The sequence below is a fragment of the Clostridioides sp. ES-S-0108-01 genome, assembly GCF_020662285.1.
In the GTDB taxonomy this organism is placed as follows: Bacteria; Bacillota; Clostridia; order Peptostreptococcales; family Peptostreptococcaceae; genus Clostridioides.
In genome coordinates, this window is the sequence record NZ_JADGMN010000002.1 from 170,016 (window position 1) to 191,244 (window position 21,229).

The 21,229-nt window shown below is 29.9% G+C and carries 21 protein-coding genes; 15 read left to right on the forward strand and 6 right to left on the reverse strand.

The features are described 5' to 3' along the window. Nucleotides 1–111: 111 nt before the first annotated feature. From IR152_RS03170 to IR152_RS03185, 4 genes are read left to right on the forward strand one after another with little or no spacing between them, the layout of a single operon-like run. Entirely contained in the window at nucleotides 112–951 is an 840-nt protein-coding gene (locus IR152_RS03170; protein ID WP_227450360.1) for a DUF3100 domain-containing protein, read from the forward strand. Nucleotides 952–965: 14 nt separating this feature from the next. Next, nucleotides 966–1,430, forward strand: a complete 465-nt coding sequence (locus tag IR152_RS03175; RefSeq protein ID WP_227450361.1) for a hypothetical protein — start codon at nucleotides 966–968, stop codon at nucleotides 1,428–1,430. Between the two features lie 13 nt (nucleotides 1,431–1,443). Then, entirely contained in the window at nucleotides 1,444–2,589 is a 1,146-nt protein-coding gene (locus IR152_RS03180) for a M20 family metallopeptidase (RefSeq protein ID WP_227450362.1), read from the forward strand. Nucleotides 2,590–2,632: 43 nt separating this feature from the next. Further along, a complete protein-coding gene (locus tag IR152_RS03185) occupies nucleotides 2,633–3,568 on the forward strand; it encodes a DUF1177 domain-containing protein (RefSeq protein ID WP_227450363.1) in 936 nt (311 codons plus the stop codon). 265 nt (nucleotides 3,569–3,833) lie between these two features. On the opposite strand, the gene IR152_RS03190 is transcribed toward IR152_RS03185, so the two are convergent. Then, entirely contained in the window at nucleotides 3,834–6,521 is a 2,688-nt protein-coding gene (locus tag IR152_RS03190) for a transglycosylase domain-containing protein (protein WP_227450364.1), read from the reverse strand. A gap of 215 nt (nucleotides 6,522–6,736) precedes the next feature. On the opposite strand from IR152_RS03190, the gene yunB reads away from it, so the two are divergent. Then, nucleotides 6,737–7,435 carry a sporulation protein YunB gene (yunB, locus tag IR152_RS03195; RefSeq protein WP_227450365.1) on the forward strand — a complete coding sequence of 233 codons (699 nt, stop codon included), beginning with the start codon at nucleotides 6,737–6,739 and terminating at the stop codon, nucleotides 7,433–7,435. Between the two features lie 211 nt (nucleotides 7,436–7,646). Here the strand turns inward: yunB and IR152_RS03200 are convergent, their stop codons facing one another. Continuing rightward, a complete protein-coding gene (locus IR152_RS03200; protein ID WP_227450366.1) occupies nucleotides 7,647–8,654 on the reverse strand; it encodes a SpoIVB peptidase S55 domain-containing protein in 1,008 nt (335 codons plus the stop codon). Between the two features lie 227 nt (nucleotides 8,655–8,881). Between IR152_RS03200 and IR152_RS03205 the strand changes: the two genes are divergently transcribed. The 3 genes from IR152_RS03205 (at nucleotide 8,882) to IR152_RS03215 (ending at nucleotide 12,181) form a co-directional block, all read left to right on the forward strand. Continuing rightward, the gene (locus tag IR152_RS03205; protein WP_227450367.1) at nucleotides 8,882–9,766 is read left to right on the forward strand and encodes an N-acetylmuramoyl-L-alanine amidase; all 885 of its coding nucleotides are present in this window, start codon (nucleotides 8,882–8,884) and stop codon (nucleotides 9,764–9,766) included. Between the two features lie 200 nt (nucleotides 9,767–9,966). Continuing rightward, nucleotides 9,967–11,517: an ABC-F family ATP-binding cassette domain-containing protein gene (locus tag IR152_RS03210; protein WP_227450368.1), complete on the forward strand. Its 1,551-nt coding sequence runs from the start codon at nucleotides 9,967–9,969 to the stop codon at nucleotides 11,515–11,517. A gap of 28 nt (nucleotides 11,518–11,545) precedes the next feature. Continuing rightward, nucleotides 11,546–12,181 carry a TIGR01906 family membrane protein gene (locus tag IR152_RS03215; protein WP_227450369.1) on the forward strand — a complete coding sequence of 212 codons (636 nt, stop codon included), beginning with the start codon at nucleotides 11,546–11,548 and terminating at the stop codon, nucleotides 12,179–12,181. Between the two features lie 106 nt (nucleotides 12,182–12,287). Here the strand turns inward: IR152_RS03215 and IR152_RS03220 are convergent, their stop codons facing one another. Continuing rightward, nucleotides 12,288–12,548, reverse strand: coding sequence for a cysteine-rich small domain-containing protein (locus IR152_RS03220; RefSeq protein ID WP_227450370.1), 261 nt, complete (start codon nucleotides 12,546–12,548; stop codon nucleotides 12,288–12,290). A gap of 219 nt (nucleotides 12,549–12,767) precedes the next feature. Here IR152_RS03220 and hflX point away from each other — a divergent pair, with 219 nt between their 5' ends. The 4 genes from hflX (at nucleotide 12,768) to IR152_RS03240 (ending at nucleotide 16,226) form a co-directional block, all read left to right on the forward strand. After that, complete coding sequence (gene hflX, locus IR152_RS03225; protein ID WP_227450371.1) at nucleotides 12,768–14,051, forward strand: GTPase HflX; 1,284 nt, start codon at nucleotides 12,768–12,770, stop codon at nucleotides 14,049–14,051. Nucleotides 14,052–14,058: 7 nt separating this feature from the next. Then, the gene (locus tag IR152_RS03230) at nucleotides 14,059–14,736 is read left to right on the forward strand and encodes a HEAT repeat domain-containing protein (RefSeq protein ID WP_227450372.1); all 678 of its coding nucleotides are present in this window, start codon (nucleotides 14,059–14,061) and stop codon (nucleotides 14,734–14,736) included. 85 nt (nucleotides 14,737–14,821) lie between these two features. Then, a complete protein-coding gene (locus IR152_RS03235; protein WP_003437525.1) occupies nucleotides 14,822–15,265 on the forward strand; it encodes an NUDIX domain-containing protein in 444 nt (147 codons plus the stop codon). Nucleotides 15,266–15,581: 316 nt separating this feature from the next. Beyond that, on the forward strand, nucleotides 15,582–16,226 hold the full coding sequence (locus IR152_RS03240) for a YigZ family protein (RefSeq protein ID WP_227450373.1): 645 nt from the start codon (nucleotides 15,582–15,584) through the stop codon (nucleotides 16,224–16,226). Nucleotides 16,227–16,314: 88 nt separating this feature from the next. On the opposite strand, the gene IR152_RS03245 is transcribed toward IR152_RS03240, so the two are convergent. Both IR152_RS03245 and IR152_RS03250 read right to left on the reverse strand, forming a co-directional pair. Continuing rightward, on the reverse strand, nucleotides 16,315–16,692 hold the full coding sequence (locus IR152_RS03245; protein WP_054272728.1) for a sulfite exporter TauE/SafE family protein: 378 nt from the start codon (nucleotides 16,690–16,692) through the stop codon (nucleotides 16,315–16,317). Next, entirely contained in the window at nucleotides 16,692–17,189 is a 498-nt protein-coding gene (locus IR152_RS03250) for a sulfite exporter TauE/SafE family protein (protein ID WP_311315423.1), read from the reverse strand. Before IR152_RS03250 ends, IR152_RS03245 begins: the two co-directional genes overlap by 1 nt. Nucleotides 17,190–17,256: 67 nt before the next feature. Here IR152_RS03250 and nadE point away from each other — a divergent pair, with 67 nt between their 5' ends. Continuing rightward, on the forward strand, nucleotides 17,257–18,012 hold the full coding sequence (nadE, locus tag IR152_RS03255; protein ID WP_227450374.1) for an NAD(+) synthase: 756 nt from the start codon (nucleotides 17,257–17,259) through the stop codon (nucleotides 18,010–18,012). A gap of 82 nt (nucleotides 18,013–18,094) precedes the next feature. Continuing rightward, complete coding sequence (locus IR152_RS03260) at nucleotides 18,095–18,814, forward strand: YebC/PmpR family DNA-binding transcriptional regulator (protein WP_227450375.1); 720 nt, start codon at nucleotides 18,095–18,097, stop codon at nucleotides 18,812–18,814. A gap of 168 nt (nucleotides 18,815–18,982) precedes the next feature. Here IR152_RS03260 and IR152_RS03265 read toward each other — a convergent pair whose 3' ends face one another. Beyond that, a complete protein-coding gene (locus tag IR152_RS03265) occupies nucleotides 18,983–19,987 on the reverse strand; it encodes a substrate-binding domain-containing protein (RefSeq protein WP_227450376.1) in 1,005 nt (334 codons plus the stop codon). Nucleotides 19,988–20,253: 266 nt separating this feature from the next. Between IR152_RS03265 and IR152_RS03270 the strand changes: the two genes are divergently transcribed. Next, on the forward strand, nucleotides 20,254–21,150 hold the full coding sequence (locus IR152_RS03270; RefSeq protein WP_227450377.1) for a hydroxymethylglutaryl-CoA lyase: 897 nt from the start codon (nucleotides 20,254–20,256) through the stop codon (nucleotides 21,148–21,150). The last annotated feature ends 79 nt before the right edge of the window (nucleotides 21,151–21,229 follow it).

A 21,229-nucleotide genomic window follows, 5' to 3' on the forward strand; every position in this document is an offset into this window, starting at 1 on the left:
ATAAAAATGATGAATAAATATATATTATACATTATCAATGATAGGTTATATAATAAAATCACTAACAATTATATTATAAGAAAATTATAAAAATTACAAGGAGGTATAGAAATGAAAGAAAAAGCAGGGATTAGAAATGCCATAATAGCAGCCTTTATAATAACAATATTGGCAGAATTAATTGGTCCTATTTCATTTAAAGTTATGGGAATTAATGTAACTTTACTTAGTATACTATGGGCTATATTCATAGGAATGGCTGTTTCTCCTCATTTATTAGGGAGAGTTATACCAGCCTTAAAAAAGTTTATAGGGGATAATGAAATAAAGGTGTCTCCATATTTGTTATCTTTAACACTATATCCATTAGGAATAATGTTTGGAATTAATGCAGGTCCTAAGGTTGGTATATTACTTCAAGCAGGGCCAGCACTTTTATTACAAGAATTTGGTCATATGGGTACAATGCTGATAGCATTACCTGTTGGAGTAGCATTAGGTCTTGGAAGAAGTGCATTAGGTGGTACTTTTTCATTATGTCGTGACACAGCACTAGGAATTATTGGAGATAAGTATGGATTAAACTCACCAGAAGGTATAGGAACACTAGGAACTTATATAAGTGGTAGTATATTTGGAACATTATTATTTTCATTTTTAGCACCAGTTGGTGTGCTTGTAGGATTTCATCCATATGCTTTAGCAATGGCATCAGGTATGGGGAGTGGTTCAATGATGGGAGCTGCAACTGCCTCATTAATGAATACGGTTCCACAGATGTCAGAACAGATTTTAGCATATTCAGCGACTAGTGGCTTGATTACAGCTGTTACTGGAATATATATAGAATTATTTTTATCTTTACCAGTAGCCAATTATTATTATAGTAAGGTAGCTCCAATTATTGAAAGATTTAGAGGAAGAAAAACAAAGATAAGTAATGACTTATAAAGGAGGATGTATATATGGAAAAAACTTTTAAGACTATTATGGAACAGATAAAGATAGTACTGTTTATATATATTATTATTTGCTTTGGACAAATGATAGCACTTAAGACTCAAGCTAAGGATTTATTAATAGGAAGTATATTTGGTTTTTTGTTAATTATAGTTGCTATTATAATCAAGAATTTTGTTAAAAGACCTAATTTGCCAGGTTTTGCATGGGCTACATTAGTTGCATTCGTTTTATCACTTCCAATATCACCAGTGGGAGATATTATAGCAACGAATGTAGGGAAAATTAATTTTATGTCTACAGTAACACCATTATTAGCTTTTGCAGGAATCTCTGTAGGTAACCAATTGGACATATTAAAGACTTTGAGTTGGAAGTTAATAGTCATATCATTTATAGTTATGACGTCTACATACTTTGGTTCTGCTTTTATATCTCAAACAGTTTTAAAATTAAATGGAATGATTTAAGGAGGTAGTAAATATGAATGAATTAAAAGCAAAAATTAAAGAAGAAGTAAAGTTATTATCTGAAGAGAAAAAGGCATCATTTGAAAAAGTTTCTGACTATTTATTTTCAAATCCAGAATTGGCATTTGAGGAGTATAAGTCACAAAAAGTACTATGTGATTTTTTAGAAGAAAATGAATTTAATGTAACTAAAGGTGTAGGAGGATTAGAGACATCTTTTGAAGCTGTTTATTCAAATGGAACTAATGGGAAAACAGTTGCCTTTCTAGCTGAGTATGATGCACTTCCAGGAATGGGACATGCATGTGGACACAATATTATAGGGACAAGTTCTGTTGGTGCAGGTATCATATTAAAAGAAATAATGAAAAAACATAATATACAAGGAACTGTAAAAGTTTTTGGAACACCTGCGGAAGAAAGAGTAGGTGGAAAAATAACTATGATTAAAGAGGGAGTATTTAATGGTGTAGATGCTGCATTAATTTTACATCCAAGTGATGCTTCAATGCCTGATGATATATCATTTGCTCAAGTCAATTTAAAATTTGATTTTAGTGGTAAGGCATCACATGCTGCTGCTTTTCCTTGGGAAGGAAAAAGTGCATTAAGTGGAGTAATAGCACTATTTAATAGTGTAAATAGCATGAGACTACATCTTAAAGATTATGCAAGAGTACATGGAATTATAACTGATGGAGGTAGCATACATAATATAATTCCTGAAAAATCTACAGCTATATTTAATGTAAGAGCTTTAAGCATAGAGTACTTAAATGAGATTTGTGAAATGCTTAAAAATTGTGCTAAAGGAGCTGCAATTTCTACTGGAACTAGTGTAGAAATAGTTCAATTAGATGAAATATACAAAGAAATTAAGAATGATTCAGAATTAGTGAATATAGTTAGACAAAATTTTGAAGTTTTGGGTGAAGACTATGTTGAAAGAGATTTAAGTCAAGGAATAGGTTCAACTGATACTGGAAATTTAACTCATGAGATTCCTGCAATACAAGCGTATATCAAATTAAAAGAAAACACTGCAACTCATACAGATGAATTTGCTGTTGCGGCTGGTGGTGAAGAAGGTAGAGTAGCACTTATAAAAGCAATTAAGGTGCTAGCAATGTGTGGAGTAGATATTTTGTATAGTAAATAATATATAATTTTAAAATATATTAAGAGAGGAAATCAGATTAGACATGATATTAAAACAAGTAATAGAGGTTTATGACATTTTAGATAAAGTAACTGCTAATGGGGAAGAAGTAAAAACTTATTTGCAAGGTTATGGTGAAGTAGATGTAACTGTAAAAGAGTTGTCTTCAAGTAAAGGTTCAACCGATTTAATAAAGCTTACAATTCCTGGTAAAAATGGAAAATCAAAAGGTGGAGATGCTCCTACCCTTGGTATTTTAGGGAGACTAGGAGGTATTGGAGCAAGACCAGAAGTTATAGGTTTTGTCTCAGATGGAGATGGAGCATTGGTAACAATTGCAGTGGCTGCTAAACTTTTGGATATGCAACAAAAAGGGGATATATTAGATGGTGATGTTGTAATTTCAACTCATATTTGCCCAGATGCTCCAACTAAAGAACACTATCCTACTCCTTTTATGGATTCTCCAATTGATATGATTACTATGAATGAAAATGAAGTTGATAGTAGATGTGATGCAATACTTTCTATAGATACTACTAAAGGAAATAGAGTAATCAACAATAGAGGATTTGCAATATCGCCAACTGTTAAAGAAGGTTACATACTAAGAACTAGTGACAATCTTTTGGATATTATGCAGACTGTAACTGGAAAATCTCCATTTGTATTCCCTTTATCAATTCAAGATATAACACCATATGGAAATAATCTGTATCACTTAAATAGTATTTTACAGCCAGCAGTTGCTATAGATGCACCAGTAGTAGGGGTAGCGATTACTACAGAGATGCCTGTTGCTGGATGTGCTACAGGTGCAACTAATTTTAGTGATTTAGATTCAGCTGGTAGATTTGCAATTGAAGTTGCCAAGCTATTTGGTAGAAATAAGTGTAACTTCTATGATAAAGAAGAGTGGGAAGAGCTTATTAAAAGATATGGAAAATTAAATAGATTTCAGACATTTGGTATACAGTAGTTAGAAAAATATTAAGTTTATATAATTTTGTGATACAACTATCTATAATATATAAACAACTAGAAATAAAATATTTAGTTAAAAACTTTAAAAATAAAATATTTATTTATATAAGAAAGGAGGATTCTGTTTATCAGGATTCTCTTTTTTACGAAAACAAATAATATGCTGTAATTACAAAAAAAGAAGTGTCTCATAAATGATTTTTAAAAATCACTTTGAGACAACTTCTTATATTTTTATTTAAATTTCGATTTTTGTTAAGCTAAGGTGTTGGAGTTCCACCGCCATCAGGGGGATTAGTAGAGCCACCACTGTTGTTATTACCACCATTATCAGGAGGGGTAGAGCCACCACCATTGTTATTACCACCATTATCAGGAGGGGTAGAGCCACCACCATTGTTGTTACCACTATTATCAGGGGGATTAGTAGAGCCACCACCATTATCAGGAGGAGTGGAACCACCACCATTATTACCTGAATTATTGTTGTTGTTATTATTATTTTCTTCTTGTTGATTATTATCTGGTTTCTTTGTGTCTTCAGATGATGGTTGAGAACTTACTCTAGTAGGAGCAGTACCTTCAATAAATGCTGCTTTAGAACCAGAAGACTGCTTTCCTCCATCTTCTAAATTAATTTTTGTAAAATACACGTTTTTAGGAACTTCAAATTCAGTAACTGTCAAATTAGCATGTATTTTTGCCATGATTTTTTCCCATAGTTTTGCAGTACTAGTACTTCCACGTGGTACTTCTCTACGTTTTATAGTGTTACCAGCATCATCTTTTCTACCAGCATCATCTCCAATATAAGTTGCACCAACATAATAAGGAGTGTAACCGACAAACCAAGCATCATATGCACTATTTGTAGTACCTGTTTTACCTGCTACAGGCATTCCACTTGGAAGTGCTGCGACACCACCAGTACCTTCAGTAATTACACTTTCTAACATATCTGTAACAACATAAGCTACTTCAGGGTCTACAACTTTATGTTCTTCAGGAGCATTTTTAACTAATAATTGACCGTCAAAGGTAGTTATAGTAGTAAAAATAGAAGGTTCTACATAAACACCTTGATTTGCCAATGTACCATAAGCAGCAGCCATTTGGAGTGGAGTAATACCATTTGCCATACCGCCTAGTGTCAATGATGTGAATTTTCTATCACTTGCTTCAGATGAACTTAAGTGATTATTTTTCAAAGTTGTTATACCAAAGTTCTTTAAGTAATCCATCATTATATCTACACATTCATCATAAGAATCTCCAAGCATTTCAGCAGTCTTGACAGCTATTGTGTTTGAAGATTTAGCAAGTGCTCTACGTAAACTCATAGAACCATGACCAGAAGTAGTAGTTCTTGGATTCCATGTATTATTTTCTTCAAACTTATATCCTCCTCTGGAATCACTTAGAGCAGTTGATTGTGTGATTTTTAAAGTATCAATAGCTGGTGTATATATTGCTAGAGGTTTTATAGAAGAACCCGGCTGATGAGGGTTAGTAGCACGATTTAAAGTTTTTCTACCACTTATATTCCTTCCTCCAGCTAGTGCTCTTATTTCGCCATTTTTATAATCTAAGATTACCATTGCAGCTTGTGGTTGGCTAACTCCATCAGAACCGACCATATGTCCTGGGAAATTACTATTTTTATCAAATTCTTCTTCTAAAGCATCTTGCATTTTAGGGTCTATAGTTGTATTTACAATTAGACCACCATTATAGAATAAGTTTTGAGCTTCATCATTTGTATGTCCTTGTTCCATTAAAGCATTTATAACTTCACTTTCAATAAGGTCTTCTAGAGATGAAGAAACTTTGTCTGATGATTTAGGCAATTTTATTTCTATTTTAGCTTTGATTGCTTCGTCATATTCGTTTTGCTTTATATATCCTAATTCTAACATTTTCTTTAGAACAACTTTTTGTCTTTTCTTAGCTTCTGGGTTACTTACAGCCTTTCTGACAACTAATGTACCTGCTTTTAGTTGTTTATAAGTATCATTAGATATAAGCTCCCAAGACTTTATTTTTTCAATCATATCAAAGTCTATTTGAGTAGGGTCGTCTAACTCATCATCAGATGTGTTAACAAAAAATAATAGTTTATTTTCTAAATCACTTTTAGTTTCGCTTCCATCCAATTTAGAAGTTTTATAAGCTGAAAATTTTGATGGATATTTAGTCGAACCAGCAAGAAGTGCTGACTCAGCTATAGTAAGGTCAGCTGCAGACTTATCAAAATAACCACGTGCACCAGCTTCAGCTCCTGCTAGACCTTTACCGACGAAAAAGTTATTTAAATAAGTTTCTAGTATTTTTTCTTTACTTACTGTTTTACTCATCTCATATGCATAGTAAATATCCTTTATTTTACGAGGTAGAGTCTGTTGTTCAGTAGTCAACAACATTTTAGATACCTGCATAGGAATAGTACTACCCCCTTGTTTAGTACCTGTAAGGGTCTTTAATACTGATCTAAATAGACCTTTAATATCGACACCATTATGTTCATAAAAACGTTCATCTTCTATTGCAATTACAGCATGTTGAAGATGAGGTGAAATCTTATCTAGTGGAACAGGTGTCTTTTTATTTACACTTGGAGCTGTAGATAATGTTTTTCCATTAGCGTATTTAATTGTAGTTGTTTGGTTTGTCTGTTTATCCAAGACAGCTTCTGTGACTGGAGTAACATCTCTTAATGATGCAAATACTAAACCAGCAGTACCAGCAGTACCAACAACTAGTAAAACTAAAAATACTATCCCAAATACTCTTAGTTTTCTAAATTTATCGCTTTTTTTAGATTTTTTCTTGTTTTTTGTTGAACGAGTTTTGTTAGTTGAGCCCCTATTAATTGGTTTGTTTGTATTACTAGAGGAACTAACTTTTTTTCTTCTGATTTTATTTCCATTTTTATCATTATCGTTATTCATAAGATTTTAACCTCCTTACTTAATGCAATATTATAACACAAATAGGAGTAGTTTTGTAATTAATAGAAAAAATGAATTTGCTATAATATTCTGTACATTGTAAATATGTATAAACATAATGTATTAAAAAGTCTATATTTTTATTTTATTTATTTTTGACAAATATTATAAAAGTTATGCCAAAGCTACATATAAATAAATAGGAGGGGATAATTTTGAATAGGATAGTAGATAGAAAAAATAAAAATGAAGTTAGAAAAATCGCAGCTATTTTTTTGGTAATTCTTTTCTTGTCTGTATTTATAGGCAGTTTTATATATATAGATAAAACTTTAAGACCGACAATAACAGTTTTGGCAGAAACTAAAGCTCTTGAACTAGCAAATAGGTCCATAAATAAAGCTGTTGCTGAGATGGTAGAAGGAAAAATAAATTATGAAGACTTAATGGATATACAGCTTGATAATAATGGTAAAATAACTATGATACAAGCAAATACTATAATGATGAATGAGATTGCATCTGCAATAGCTTTAGAAATACAAGATGAATTAAAAAAGGATAAGACAGCAAGTTCTTACATACCTATAGGAACGGCGTTAGGAAGTCCTATATTAGCTAAATACGGTCCTAAACTTGAAGTGTCTATTGAACCTATAGGAACAGTATCAGTAAACTTTAAAACGGAATTTGAGTCCTCAGGTATAAATCAAACAAGACATAGAATATATCTAGAAGCCCAAACACAAGTTAAAGTAGTGATACCACTTATAACATCAACAAAACAAATTAAAGCTCAAATACCTATTTGTGAAACTATAATAGTAGGTGATGTTCCAGAAAGTTATGTAAATATACCAGAAAAAAATCTAGGCAATGTTTTACCTAACACTGGAAAGAATACTAACAAGTAATATAAAGTTGTATATTTTTAAATAAATTTAAAATATTAGTTTATAAATAAAAATTTTGGAAATAATATTAATATAATTTCAATAGAAAATTATATTTTATACTATGTAAAATATCTAATATATTTGGTCTGTAGGTTAAATAAAAATACCTTTAGACCAAATATATTATTAATAATTTAATAACATCTTAAAAGTTATTTATTTATATTATTTACAACATCCATTTGATAAATACACCATAACCTACAGCTGGGTCATTTTCAATAGCGTGTGACACTGCTCCGATTATGTTATTATCTTGAACTATTGGAGTACCACTCATACCTTGTACAATACCACCAGTTTGAGTTAAAAGCTTTTTGTCTGTAATTTTAATTTTAAAACTTTTACTTTCTGGATGTTTTTGGTTTTCTATATCTATAATTTCAATATTATACTTTTTACACTCATTAAAGTTATCTTGTAAAATTATTTGAGCTTTTCCTAATTTGACTTCATCTAAAGATGCTACTTTATATTTTTTTAAATTAGAAATATCAAAGTTATTAATTTGACCTCTTATTCCAAAATCAGTATTTTCTGTAAAGCTACCAATAATATTTTCTCGTTTTGCATTTATACATCCAACACTACCTTTATAAGACTTTTCTATATTAAGATGCTTAGTTGTAGAAATTGAACCTGTTTTAATAGGTATTTTTCTTGCATTACCAACACTTATTGGATGACCTACAGCACCAAACTCTGATGTCTCTGGATTAATATATGTCAAAGTAGCAAATCCAGAGAGTAAGTTATTAAAACTAATTTTTTCTAATATGTGTTTAGTAGTTTTCATCGTTATAAGTTGACCACCTCTATTTAATAAAATAGATACTTGTTTTTCTTCAGGTAAAGCATTTAAGGTATTAGCAAAGTCGCTATATCCATCAACTTCAACATTGTTTACCTTCACTATAGCGTCACCTAATCTAAATGGAGATGCTTCTCCAGGATTTCTAACGATGATATTTTTTAATTCTGCATCGATTTGAAGGACGTTTCCAATCGGTATTAAATATTCAGGTTCATTTTTTTGTAAATTTTGTGCATAAATTAAATTATTTGAGAAAAAATATAATAAAAATAAAAAGGTTAAAACAATTGTAAATTTAGACTTAGCTAAGTTGGTATTTTTAATTAAAGCTTTATCTTTAAAATAAAAATTTTTAAGTTGCATAAAACACCTCTTTCTTATTAAATTATTTTAATAATAGAATTGAAGTTTTCTTGCTGCTTCTATATTATGTTGCTCAAGAATTAGTTTTTGATGCTTGGAAAACTGGCTCAATAACACCTTAGTTTTCATAAAAATAAATAAAATAAAGAGTGTATATGATAAAATAGATACATATTCATATAAATAAAAATAAATAATGGCTGTCTATCATTAGAAAGGAGCAAAAAATGAAAAAATATAGATTGTTAGTTACTTGTATAATTGCCATGGGAATTATAATTATAGGAACATCAAATCCAGTTAGCAATTTTTACAAGACTACAAATTTGATTAGTTCAGGAAATATTACAAATGAAAAAGCAGATAAAGATAAAAGTTCAAACAAAAATACTAAAGATAAAGATGAGGACAAATCAAATTCTAAAAATAATAAAGACAAGTCATCAGAAGACAAATCATCAGATAGTAAAAATGAAACTCAAAAAAATAAAAAATTTTTAATTTGTATAGACCCAGGGCATCAAGGAAAAGGAGATAGCAATCTAGAACCAGTAGCTCCAGGTTCTTCCTCTAAAAAAGCGAGAGTATCTTCAGGAACAGAGGGTATTGCTACAAAAAAACCAGAATACGTTTTAAACTTAGAAGCCTCTCTTGTTTTAAAGAGTATATTAGAATCTAAAGGTTATAATGTAATAATGACTAGAGAGACACATGATGTAAATATAAGTAATTCAGAAAGAGCAATACTTGCTAATGATAAAAAGGCAGATATGGTTGTAAGAATACATGCAGACAGTTTAAATAATTCTTCAAAAACTGGAGCATCTATATTGATTCCTGAAAAAGATGGAAAATATACAGCTCCTATATATGAAGAGAGTAATAACTGTGCTGAATTTATCAAACAGAATATGGAACAAGCAGGGATACAAATTAATGGAATCTTTCAAAGAGGTGATTTGACTGGGTTTAACTGGTCAAAAGTACCAGCTGTATTAGTAGAAATGGGATTTATGAGTAACTATAATGAAGACCAAATGATGTCAAATCCAGACTATCAAAGAAAAATGATGCAATGTATAGCTGATGGATTAGATGCATATTTTAAATAAAGTATGAATAGAGAAAAAGTTAGGTTGGTATTATTTTCCTAATTTTATCTCTATTTTTTATTGTACATAATATAATGATAAGGTTTATTTTAAGTTAAATTGTCGTAAATATAACTAAAAATATTGGTAATACTTGATTTAAGTTTAAAAAGAATATATTATAGTATAGAATGTGTAAAATTTTTTTGAGAGGTGTTAGAATGCTAGTAGTAGAAAATGTGAGTCATGGATTTGGTGCAAGAACAATATTAGAAAATGTATCTTTTAGACTTAGAAAAGGTGAACATATTGCACTAGTTGGCGCTAATGGAGAAGGAAAATCGAGTTTTTTAAATATAATAACAAAGAAGCTTATGCCAGATGCTGGAAATATAAAATGGTCTTCAAGAGCTACAGTAGGTTATTTAGACCAACACACGGTATTAAGTAAGGGTAAAACTATAAGGGAAGTGCTTAGAGAAGCTTTTAAGCATATGTTTGACTTAGAGCAAGAAATGATTGCTATGTATGATAAAATGGGAGAAGCTAGTGATGATGAAATGAGTAAGCTTCTTGAAGAAACAGCAGAAATACAAACTATACTTGAAAATAGTGGTTTTTATATGATAGATGCAAAGATACAAGAAGTTGCAAATGGTCTTGGTCTTGGAGAAATTGGTCTTGATAAAGATGTAACTGACTTAAGTGGAGGGCAAAGAACAAAGGTACTTCTTACTAAACTTCTACTTGAAAATCCAACTATTCTTATATTGGACGAGCCTACAAACTATTTAGATGAAGAACATATAACGTGGCTTACTAAGTACCTTCAAGAGTATGAGAATAGCTTTGTATTAGTTTCTCATGATATTGAATTTATAAACAATACTTGTAATGTAATATATCATATGGAAAATGGAGAGTTAAATAGATACAAAGGAAACTATGATGAATTTGTAAGACTTAATGATATAAAGAAACGTCAAGAAGAACAAGCCTATGATAAGCAAGTTGAAGAAAGAAAAAGACTAGAGGATTTTGTAGCTAGAAATAAAGCTAGAGTAGCAACTAGAGGAATGGCTAACAGTAGACAAAAGCAACTTGATAAGATGGAAATATTGGAAAGACCAAAAGAAAAAATAAAGCCTACTTTTGCTTTTAAAGACGCTAGAGTAGCAAGTAAAATAATTTTTGAAACAGAAAATTTAGTGTTAGGATATGATGAAGCATTGACAAAACCACTCAATTTCCACTTAGAAAGAGGAAAGAAGATTGCTTTAAAAGGAATGAATGGTATTGGAAAATCTACTTTATTAAAAACTTTACTTGGAATAATAAAACCATTTGAAGGAAATGTTAAGTTAGGTGACTATTTGGAAGTTGGATATTTTGAACAAGAGAGTTCAAGAGAAAATAGTAATACACCTATGGATGAAATTTGGAGTGAATTTCCAGGGCTTACAAACTTTGAAGTTAGACAGGCTCTTGCAAAATGTGGACTTACAAATGAGCATATAACTAGTCAAATGAGAGTGCTAAGTGGTGGAGAAGCTGCTAAGGTTAGACTTTGTAAAGTAATGCTAAAAAATATAAATTTCTTAGTATTAGATGAGCCTACAAATCACTTGGACGTTGAGGCAAAAGATGAATTGAAGAAGGCTATCAAAGAGTTTAAGGGAACAGTTCTTTTGGTATGCCATGAGCCAGAATTTTATTCAGAAATTGTTGATGATGTATGGAATATAGAAGATTTTACAACTAAAATCGTGTAGTAATTTAACTTATTACTGGAGGGATTTCATGAAAAAGTTTCTAAATATACTTTTTTCAGTTTGTATTAGTATTGTTATAATAGTAGGTGTTATTAATTTTACTGTTGGATTTAAACAACTTTATTATTTTGACATTGATTATTTAAGTATATCACAGTTATCTGGTTTATCTAAAGATGATATAAAATTAAACTACGATTATCTAATTGATTATAATTTAAGTAAGAATGTGTCTGAGTTCAAGTTACCAACATTAAAATCTTCTCCAGAAGGGAAGATACATTTTGAAGAAGTTAGGAATATATTTCAAAATATCAATAAATTAGCTAAATTATTAATGGTAGTTTCTTTAGTAGGAATTGTACTAAGTGTAAAGAATAAAAATATAAAAATGTTGAAAACTACATCAATAACACTTATAATTATGCCATTATTATTGGCAGTTCCAATTTTATTGAATTTTGAAAAGTCGTTTATTATTTTTCATAAGTTATTATTTAGAAACGATTATTGGATATTTGACCCTAATTTAGACCCAGTTATAAGTATGTTGCCAGAGGAATTCTTCTTTCACTCAGGAATGATGATTTTAATATTAGTTTTGTTAGCAAGTATATTACTTTTTGTAATGTATAAATTATGTAAATCGTTCAAAATAAGATAATAAAAATAAATTAGATTAAAAATTATACAATAAAAATAGCTATGTAACAATATTTAGACTAAAAGTAGTTAATAAATATTTACGCATAGCTATTTCTAATGAAAAATCACTTTTTACTAGTGATTTTAACTAAATCTTGAAATTTTCCCATAATATAATTATAATTATTTTTTTTATGAGGTAGCATGCAACTACTACAATCTTTGATACCTTTATCTGTATACTTGAAATTTCCACCACAGTTTTCTCCTAAAGCATACAAAGGACAGTAGCAAAATAAACAATTAAATTCTTCTGGTTTATTAGTTTTATGACAAGGGAAAAATTCACAATCTTTGTGATTAAAAAACTTATAATTTTCGCCCATATTTTCCTCCTAAATTAAATAAAATTTAAATTTTTTATAACTATATAAGATTTTGGTGATAATATAATTATACTAAATATTTTTGTAAATAGTTGATAATATAGTATTATTAATCATAGTATTAATGGTATAATTAGTCAACAGAAAAATAATGTAAAAATAATGTAAGTGTATTTTGCAATTAGAATATTCTTTATAACAAAAAATGAGGTGATTATAGTGAAAGAAATTCAAGAAAAAGCACTTCTTGTAGGTTTGAATTTGACGACAATGGTGAAAAAAAGTGATGATATAAACACTAGTGAATCTATGGAAGAATTAAAAGAATTAACAAAAGCTGCAGGAGCAGAGGTTGTAGGTAGCTTAATTCAAAATAAACATTCTATAGATGCAGCTTATTATATAGGAAAAGGTAAGGTAGAAGAAATAAGAGCATATAGTGACTCTTTAGATGCTACTTTAGTAATTTTTAATGATGAACTATCTGGTGCTCAAATCAGAAATATAGAGAATGTTGTTGGAAGAAAAGTAATAGATAGAACTACCTTGATTTTAGATATATTTGCTCAAAGGGCACTTAGTAAAGAAGGTAAATTACAAGTTGAATTAGCACAATTAAAGTACAGATTACCACGACTTTATGGAATGGGTGGTGAGATGAGTAGAACGGGTGCAGGGATTGGTACTAGAGGTCCTGGAGAACAAAAACTAGAAATAGATAAAAGACATATACTTAATAAAGCAGCAGATATAAGACGTGAACTTAGAGAAGTAAAAAAGAATAGAGAGACACAGAGAGTTAAGCGTTTAAAGTCAAATATACCGATTGTAGCACTTGTTGGGTATACAAATGCAGGAAAATCTACCTTGCTAAACGAATTAATAAAGACACACAAGGATTATGAGCAAGAAAAAGAAGTTTTTGTAAAAGATATGCTTTTTGCAACTTTAGATGTAACCTTAAGAAAGGCTCTTTTGCCAAATAAAAAAGAATTTTTAGTAGTAGATACTGTTGGATTTGTAAGTAAACTTCCCCATGATTTAGTAGAAGCGTTTAAAGCAACATTGGAAGAAGTACAGTATGCAGATTTAATCTTACATGTAATTGATGCGACAAATACTAGTTATGAATTGCAAAAAAGTACTACTGAAGGTGTATTAAAAGAACTTGGTGTAAATGATAAAAAACATATACTTGTATATAATAAAGTGGACAAGCTAGAATTGGATATATATCCTAAAAGTCAAGAAGATATTGTGTATATTTCTGCAAAACAAGGCATAAATATGGATAAGCTATTAAATATGATAGAAATTGCTTTAATGGAAAATACTTATTCAGTAAGCTTGATGTTACCTTATGAGAGAGGTGATATATTTAGTAGAATAAAAGATAAATATAATGTGGAGAATTTTGAGTATGGGGAAAATGGTATAACACTAGATGTAAACTTAGATGAAGAAGATTTTAATATCTATAGAGGGTACATACTAGAAAAATAGGTTGAATATGGATATAAATTGGGAAAATATAGATAATCTCGAAGATTATTTTATAACCTATCTTCTTTATAAAGAATCTAAAACAGTATCTCAAATTAGTAAAATTAGAAATATTTCAAGTACTGAAGCAAGTGAGCAACTTATACAAGCAAAATTAAAAATAAAGGAAATGCAAAAAGATGATTTTGAAGCATCTAAGGATATTTTAGATAAATTTTTAGAATTAGATAAAATTAAGAGACTTGATTTTATGGATAGCTTAGATGACGAAAAAATGGTATACTTTAAGAGAAAGGTTTTCAAAAGAATCCTTGTGGAAAAAAATGCTGAAGATTTAATTGTTTTAATTTGGGCGACAGGTGAGTTAAAAGATGATAGATTCTTGAAATTGCTTCATCAGCTCACAAACCACAGACACTCAGATATTAGAAGAATAACTTATTCAGCAATCAGAAAGATTGAATCACCGAGTAGTAGAGAAGTACTGCAAAAAGGTCTCTACGATAAAAATGCACAAACTAGACAGTATTGTGCAAAAGCTCTTTCAAAATTGGGAGATAAAAACAGTTTAAAGATTTTACAGCAGTTGAAAGACAAGAATAAGAATTTTGAAAAAGAATATGTACTTAGAGCTTATGATGAAGCCATTAAGTCATTGGAAAATGCAAAAAATTTGAAAAAGTAATTTTTTATTAAGGCAATTTGTTTACTTAGTGATGTATTTCTAGAGTTTAACAAGGTAATAAATAAATTAATGGGAGGGGTTTCAAATGATAGTAAGACGTTGTGCAGGTGGAGTAGTGTTTTATGCTAATAAAGTACTTATTGTAAAAAATGATAGAGGTGAATGGACACTTCCAAAAGGAAAGATACTTGGAGGAGGACTTCCATATGAGAGTGCTGTTCAAAGAGTTAAAGTAGAGACTGGTATAGATGCTAAAATGATAGATGTGGCTGGTGATACTATGTATGAATTTTTCTCAAGAAGTAGACAACAAGAAGTTTGTAATGCAATAATGTGGTATGTTATGGAGGCTTGTAACACTGATTGTGTACTTGCTCCTGAATTCCAAGAAGGTGGATTTTATAAAGTAAAGGATGCTTTAGAAATGTTGTCACATCATAAAGAACAAGCTTTAGTAGAAGTGTCTTATAAAAAGTTTAAGGAATTAAAGAAATTAGTTTCAGAGGGCGATGATGTTCCAGCAAATTAATTGTGAATCTAGAGAATTCTGAGGAAGGGATAAGCCCCTTCCTTTTTTAATTAAAGTTATCTTAAATATAAATTTTATAATCTCTATAGATTATGATTTAGTGTAATATTATATTAAATCTTTATAGATTATTAAACTTATATCTAAAATAAGTGCTTTACACCTAAAATAAAAATTAAAAAGTATGCAATTTTATTATATAATTGTTTTATGATGTTGATTAAATAAACACTAAAAATTATATTTATGGTTTAGTAAAATAATTTTTATAAATAAATGTATATATTAGCGAAGGATTAAAATGGGAGGAATTATAATGAGCAATTACAGGACATTACATGAATTTGGAACGGATGAAATAACGATTGAAAAGTCTGTTTTTATTGGATATGCTAGTCCTATAAAGAGTGAAGAGGAAGCATTAGAATTTATAAATGAAATAAAGAAAAAGCATAAAGATGCAACGCACAATGTGTGGGCTTATACAGTAGGACAAAATATGAATATACAAAGATACAGTGACGATGGAGAGCCACAAGGAACAGCGGGGATACCTACATTAGAGGTTATAAAAAAAGAAGATTTGAGAGATGTAGTAGTTGTTGTTACTAGGTATTTTGGAGGCACAAAATTAGGTGCAGGTGGTTTAGTTAGAGCTTATACAAAAGGTGCTAAGCTGGGACTTGAAGCAGGTAAGATAATTTATAAGGTAATGTATCAAGAAGTTAAGATTAAGATAGACTATACTCAACTTGGAAAAGTACAAAATGAGTTAATGAATTTAGGGTATTTTATAAAAGATACTATATATGAGGATAATGTTGAGATAGTAGTATATTCAAGATTAGAAGATGTAGAGAAATTATCAGAAAAAATGATTGATATAACAAGTGGAACAGGAAAAATAGTTTTGGGGGAGGAATTTTATTTGTCTGAACAAAATGGAGAAATTTTACTGTAATTTATAAGGTTATTAGAATAGTCAATGCCTCATTAAATAACTAATTAGTATTTTTGAATGAAAAGCCATTAAATTGTTTTAATCTAAATCAATTTAATGGCTTTTTATCAGATTTTGCACAGAATCCTTTTTTTACTTCAAATAAACCAACTAAAAGTAAAAATACCCCAAATATTTTTTTTAATATATCTGAAGACAGATAATTAGCTAATAGTGAACCAAACACAGCTCCTAAAACCCCAAACACAGCTATAGGTATGACCAATTTAAAAACTACATTTTTATTTTTTATATGTATAGCAAGTGCTATAAGTGTCATAGGGATAGATGAAAGTAAATTTACACTTTGTGCTATTTTAGTATCTATACCAGCAAGCAAAACGAGTGCAGGTATAAGGATTGTTCCTCCACCCATTCCCATTCCTCCAATAATTCCTGCAAAAAATCCAATTAGAGCAAATAACATTAAAACACCATCCTTAATGCTGCAATTATCATGATTATTCCAAAAGAAATTCTAAGAAACTTTCCAGTAACCTTATTTAGTAACTTAGCTCCTATAATACCACCAAGAATACTTCCAACTGCAACTTTAATTGTTAAATTAACATCATAAGTACCTTTAGATACATATAAAACAGAACTTGCTGTCGTTAAGAAAACTATTATAGAAAGAGCAGTTGCATGAGATTTATGTTCTTCTATCTTAACAATGTCATTTAATATTGGAACTAAAAGAGTACCTCCTCCAGAACCAAACACCCCATTTATAAATCCTGTAAAAACACCAATTATTGTATTTTTTAAGTTAAAATTAAAATATTTTTTCTTTAAATCATCAGTTTTTTTCATAAAAATCACCTTCTGAAATAGTTTTACCAAAATAGGCAAATTATATTTATATAAAATAAGATTAAATATAATCTTTAATGTTTGTTTGATTTTGCATAAAAAAAAACATATTAAAACAACATATTAATATATGGTATAATATATTAAAACAAAGTAGCAAATTTGAGAGGAGATAACAATGTCAAATATAAAAATACAAATAGACAAAACTGTAGAATGGCTTGTAAATAAGGTTAATGAGGCAAATGCAAAAGGATTAATTGTTGGTGTATCTGGAGGAATTGATTCAGCAGTAGTTGCTAATTTAATTAAAAGGGCATTTCCAGAAAACTCTATGGGAGTTATAATGAGCATAAAAAGTAATCCTCAGGATAGAGAAGATGCACTTAAGGTTATAGAGGGATGTGATATAGAATATCTTGATTTAGACCTTATAGAACCACAAAGTGCTATATTAGACATGGTAGTAGGAAATTTAAAAGATAAACATTTATATAGAGAAGAATATTTAAAGATGACAGATGCAAATTTAAGGGCAAGAGTAAGAATGAGTACTATTTATACAATTGCTAACAATCTAGGATATCTAGTTGTTGGTACAGACAATGCTGCAGAAATACACACAGGATATTTTACTAAATTTGGTGATGGTGGAGTTGATATTTTACCAATTGCAAATTTAACTAAAGGAGAAGTGTATGAATGGGCAAAAGAACTTGGTGTTCATGAAGATTTAATAAATAAAGCTCCTTCAGCAGGTCTTTGGGAAGGTCAAACAGATGAAGATGAAATGGGAACTACTTACAATATGATAGATGCTGTGTTAGAAGGTAGATTAGATGAAGTTCCTAAAAGAGACCAAGAGATAATTGAAAGACTTCATAGATTAAGCGAACACAAGAGAAAAACGCCTGCACAACCTCCTAAGTTCTAATTTACTATTTATAAGATTTGTGATAAAATTTACAAGTGATGAAAATTAGAATAATTAATTGTACGTATTAAGGAGTGGAAATATGGGACGTATAGGTAATATAATTAATAGAAAAGGTAAACAAGATGCTCAAAGAGCAAAGATATTTACTAAACATGCTAGAGCAATAGCCGTTGCAGCTAAAGAAGGTGGAGCAGACCCAGAGTACAATGCAGCGTTAAAAACAGCTATAGAAAAAGCTAAGGCAGACAATATGCCAAATGATAATATAGATAGAGCTATCGCTAAAGGTGCTGGAGCAGGCGCTGGAGAGGACTATGAAACTATAGTTTATGAAGGCTATGGTCCTGGTGGAGTTGCTGTTATAGTAGAAACTTTAACTGACAACAAAAACAGAACTGCTGGTAATGTAAGATATTACTTTGATAAAAACGGAGGAAACTTGGGAACTACTGGATGTGTATCTTTTATGTTTGATAAAAAAGGACAAATATTAGTTGGTTTGGGAGATGGAGTTTCAGAAGAAGAATTGATGGATGTTGCATTAGAAGCAGGAGCTGAAGATTTTATAACAGAAGAAGATGGCTATGAAATAATAACTACACCAGAAGATTTTTCTAGTGTTCGTGATGAGTTGAAAGCTAAAGGATATGAGTTTATATCTGCTGATGTTAAGATGATACCTCAAACTACAACTGTATTGACTGAAGAATCTCATTTAAAAATGATGAATAAATTGGTTGATATGCTTGAAGAAGATGATGATGTTCAAGATATATATCATAACTGGGAAGTAGAATAGATATTGTAAGTATATTGAAATTTATAATTATTACATAAATTTTAATATGTGATAAATTTTATAAAATAGGAAATTACTAAAATGAATATATGCATCTCTAACCTATATTTGCATAACAATATGTAAACATAGGTCAGAGGTGTTTTTGTGCTTATAGATTAAGACAATTTAAAATAAGTTTTGAGCAGGGCTTGATTGCCTATAAATAATTGATGGATATACCACTTGTTGTTGAATACCATTTATACGACCAGTTATTGTATCAATAATCATCCTAAGACTACGTTCTGCTGTCTCTTCCATTTTCAAATCTATGACTGTCAAAGGAGGAATACTTCTTGCCATTAGTCGTGAAGGTCCATTACTTGCCGCAAATATTTGAACATCCTCTCCAATTACAATTCCCGATTCATGAAATGCATTCATCATACCAAGAGCTACCAAATCATGATTACAGAAAATTACTTTTTTTAGTGAATTTTTTGCAAGCATTTTTTGAGCAATATCATATCCACTATCTATTTTATTAGAACAATAATATATAGAATCTGATAGATGTATTCCATGTTCTTTGCATGTTTTTAAAAAAGATTTGCCTCTCAAAGTCATGCATGTAAAGGAAGTTGGATTGAATACAACAGCAATATCATTTTTACCATTCTGAATAGCATGTAAAGCTGCTATACGACCAGTTTCTTCATTATCAATAGATACACTTGAAAAACCAGGTATTTCACGATTTACAACAACCACAGGAATTTTAGGTTTATTTTTTAATAGATATTCTATATCATTAGCATTTATGCCTGTTAAAACGATTCCATCATAATAATTATTTGAAAAAAGATATTCATCATCACATAGATGACCAACTTTGTAAGGTCGTATTATGATATTTATATTTAAATGTTCTAAAGAAACTATATGGTTTATTGCTTGAAGTATATTAGTTGATGCCAACTCAAATCCCTCATCCTGCCAATAAAATGCTATTTGAATATTGTTATGTTTAATAGGAGTAGAACGTTTATATCCAAGCTTATCAGCTGAATTTAATACAAGTTCTTGTGTCTGTAGTGGAATTCTACGTTCATTTCCTTTACCACTTAAGACGTACGAGACAGTTGCTGAAGAAAGACCACAGTCTTTTGCAATATCTTTGATTGTTGCCATAATAAAATCCTCCTTAAATAGTTGCTTAAATTTGCTTATATCAATAATCTTAACATATATTCAACTAAAGAACAATATTCTACAACGTGCATATTTTACAGGATTAGAATAGAGAAATTAAAAAAACTCCTTACTTTATGTTGACATAATTTAGTTAGAAGAATTATAATATGCTTAAATAAGCTTATTATTAACTTAATTTAAGTAAAGTTAAGCAGGAACATACAATGCTAGCTTGTTATGTGACTGTAAAAGGGGGAAAAGAAATGAGTAAGATAAATATATTTGAAGTTGGTCCTAGAGATGGATTTCAAAACCTGAAAGAGTTTTTAGAAACTGATAAAAAACTTAAGATTATTGATGGTCTTATTGCTTCAGGGATTAGACAGCTTGAAATTAGTTCATTTGTAAGCCCAAAGGCAATACCTCAGATGAAAGATGCAAAAGAAATAGCAACTTATTGTGTAGAAAAATATCCTAATGTGAAACTTTATGCATTAGTTCCAAATTTATATGGTGCTAAAGTCGCATGGGAGTGTGGTATAAGAGATATATCTTATGTTATTTCCTTAAGTGAAACTCACAATAAGAAAAATATAAATAGAACTCATGAAGAATCCATTACTGAACTTAAAAAAATAATAGATTTCTATCCTGAAATGAATATATGTGTTGGAATAGCCACAGTATTTGGATGCCCTTTTGAAGGCATACCAAAAATAGAGGATGCGGTGGAGTTTAGTAAATGCCTTTGGGAAAACGGTGTCAGAGAGATGAATTTGGCAGATACAATAGGTATTGCTGACCCAAAACAAGTTAGAGACACTATTAGTGCATTAGTCGAAGCATTACCAGAATGTAGATGGCAGGTACATATACATGACACTAGAAATATGGGGATGGTTAATACTCTTGTAGCTATTGAGTCTGGTATTAATACTGTTCAGTCTACACTTGGGGGATTAGGAGGGTGTCCTTTTGCTCCTGGAGCATCTGGAAATACTGCAACTGAAGATTTAGTGTACATGCTCGAACGCATGGGATATGATACAGGAGTTGATTTTGTTAAACTCCTTGAATTATCAAAGTATCAGATGAGTTTTGTAAATGGGATGTATAGTGGTCATCATCTAAATATAAAGTCTAATAGTTGTAATTATTAGTTTTATTGATTAACTGATTAACAAAATACGTTGATTAGCAAAATAGATTTATTAATAAAAAATATCAATTAATAAAAAT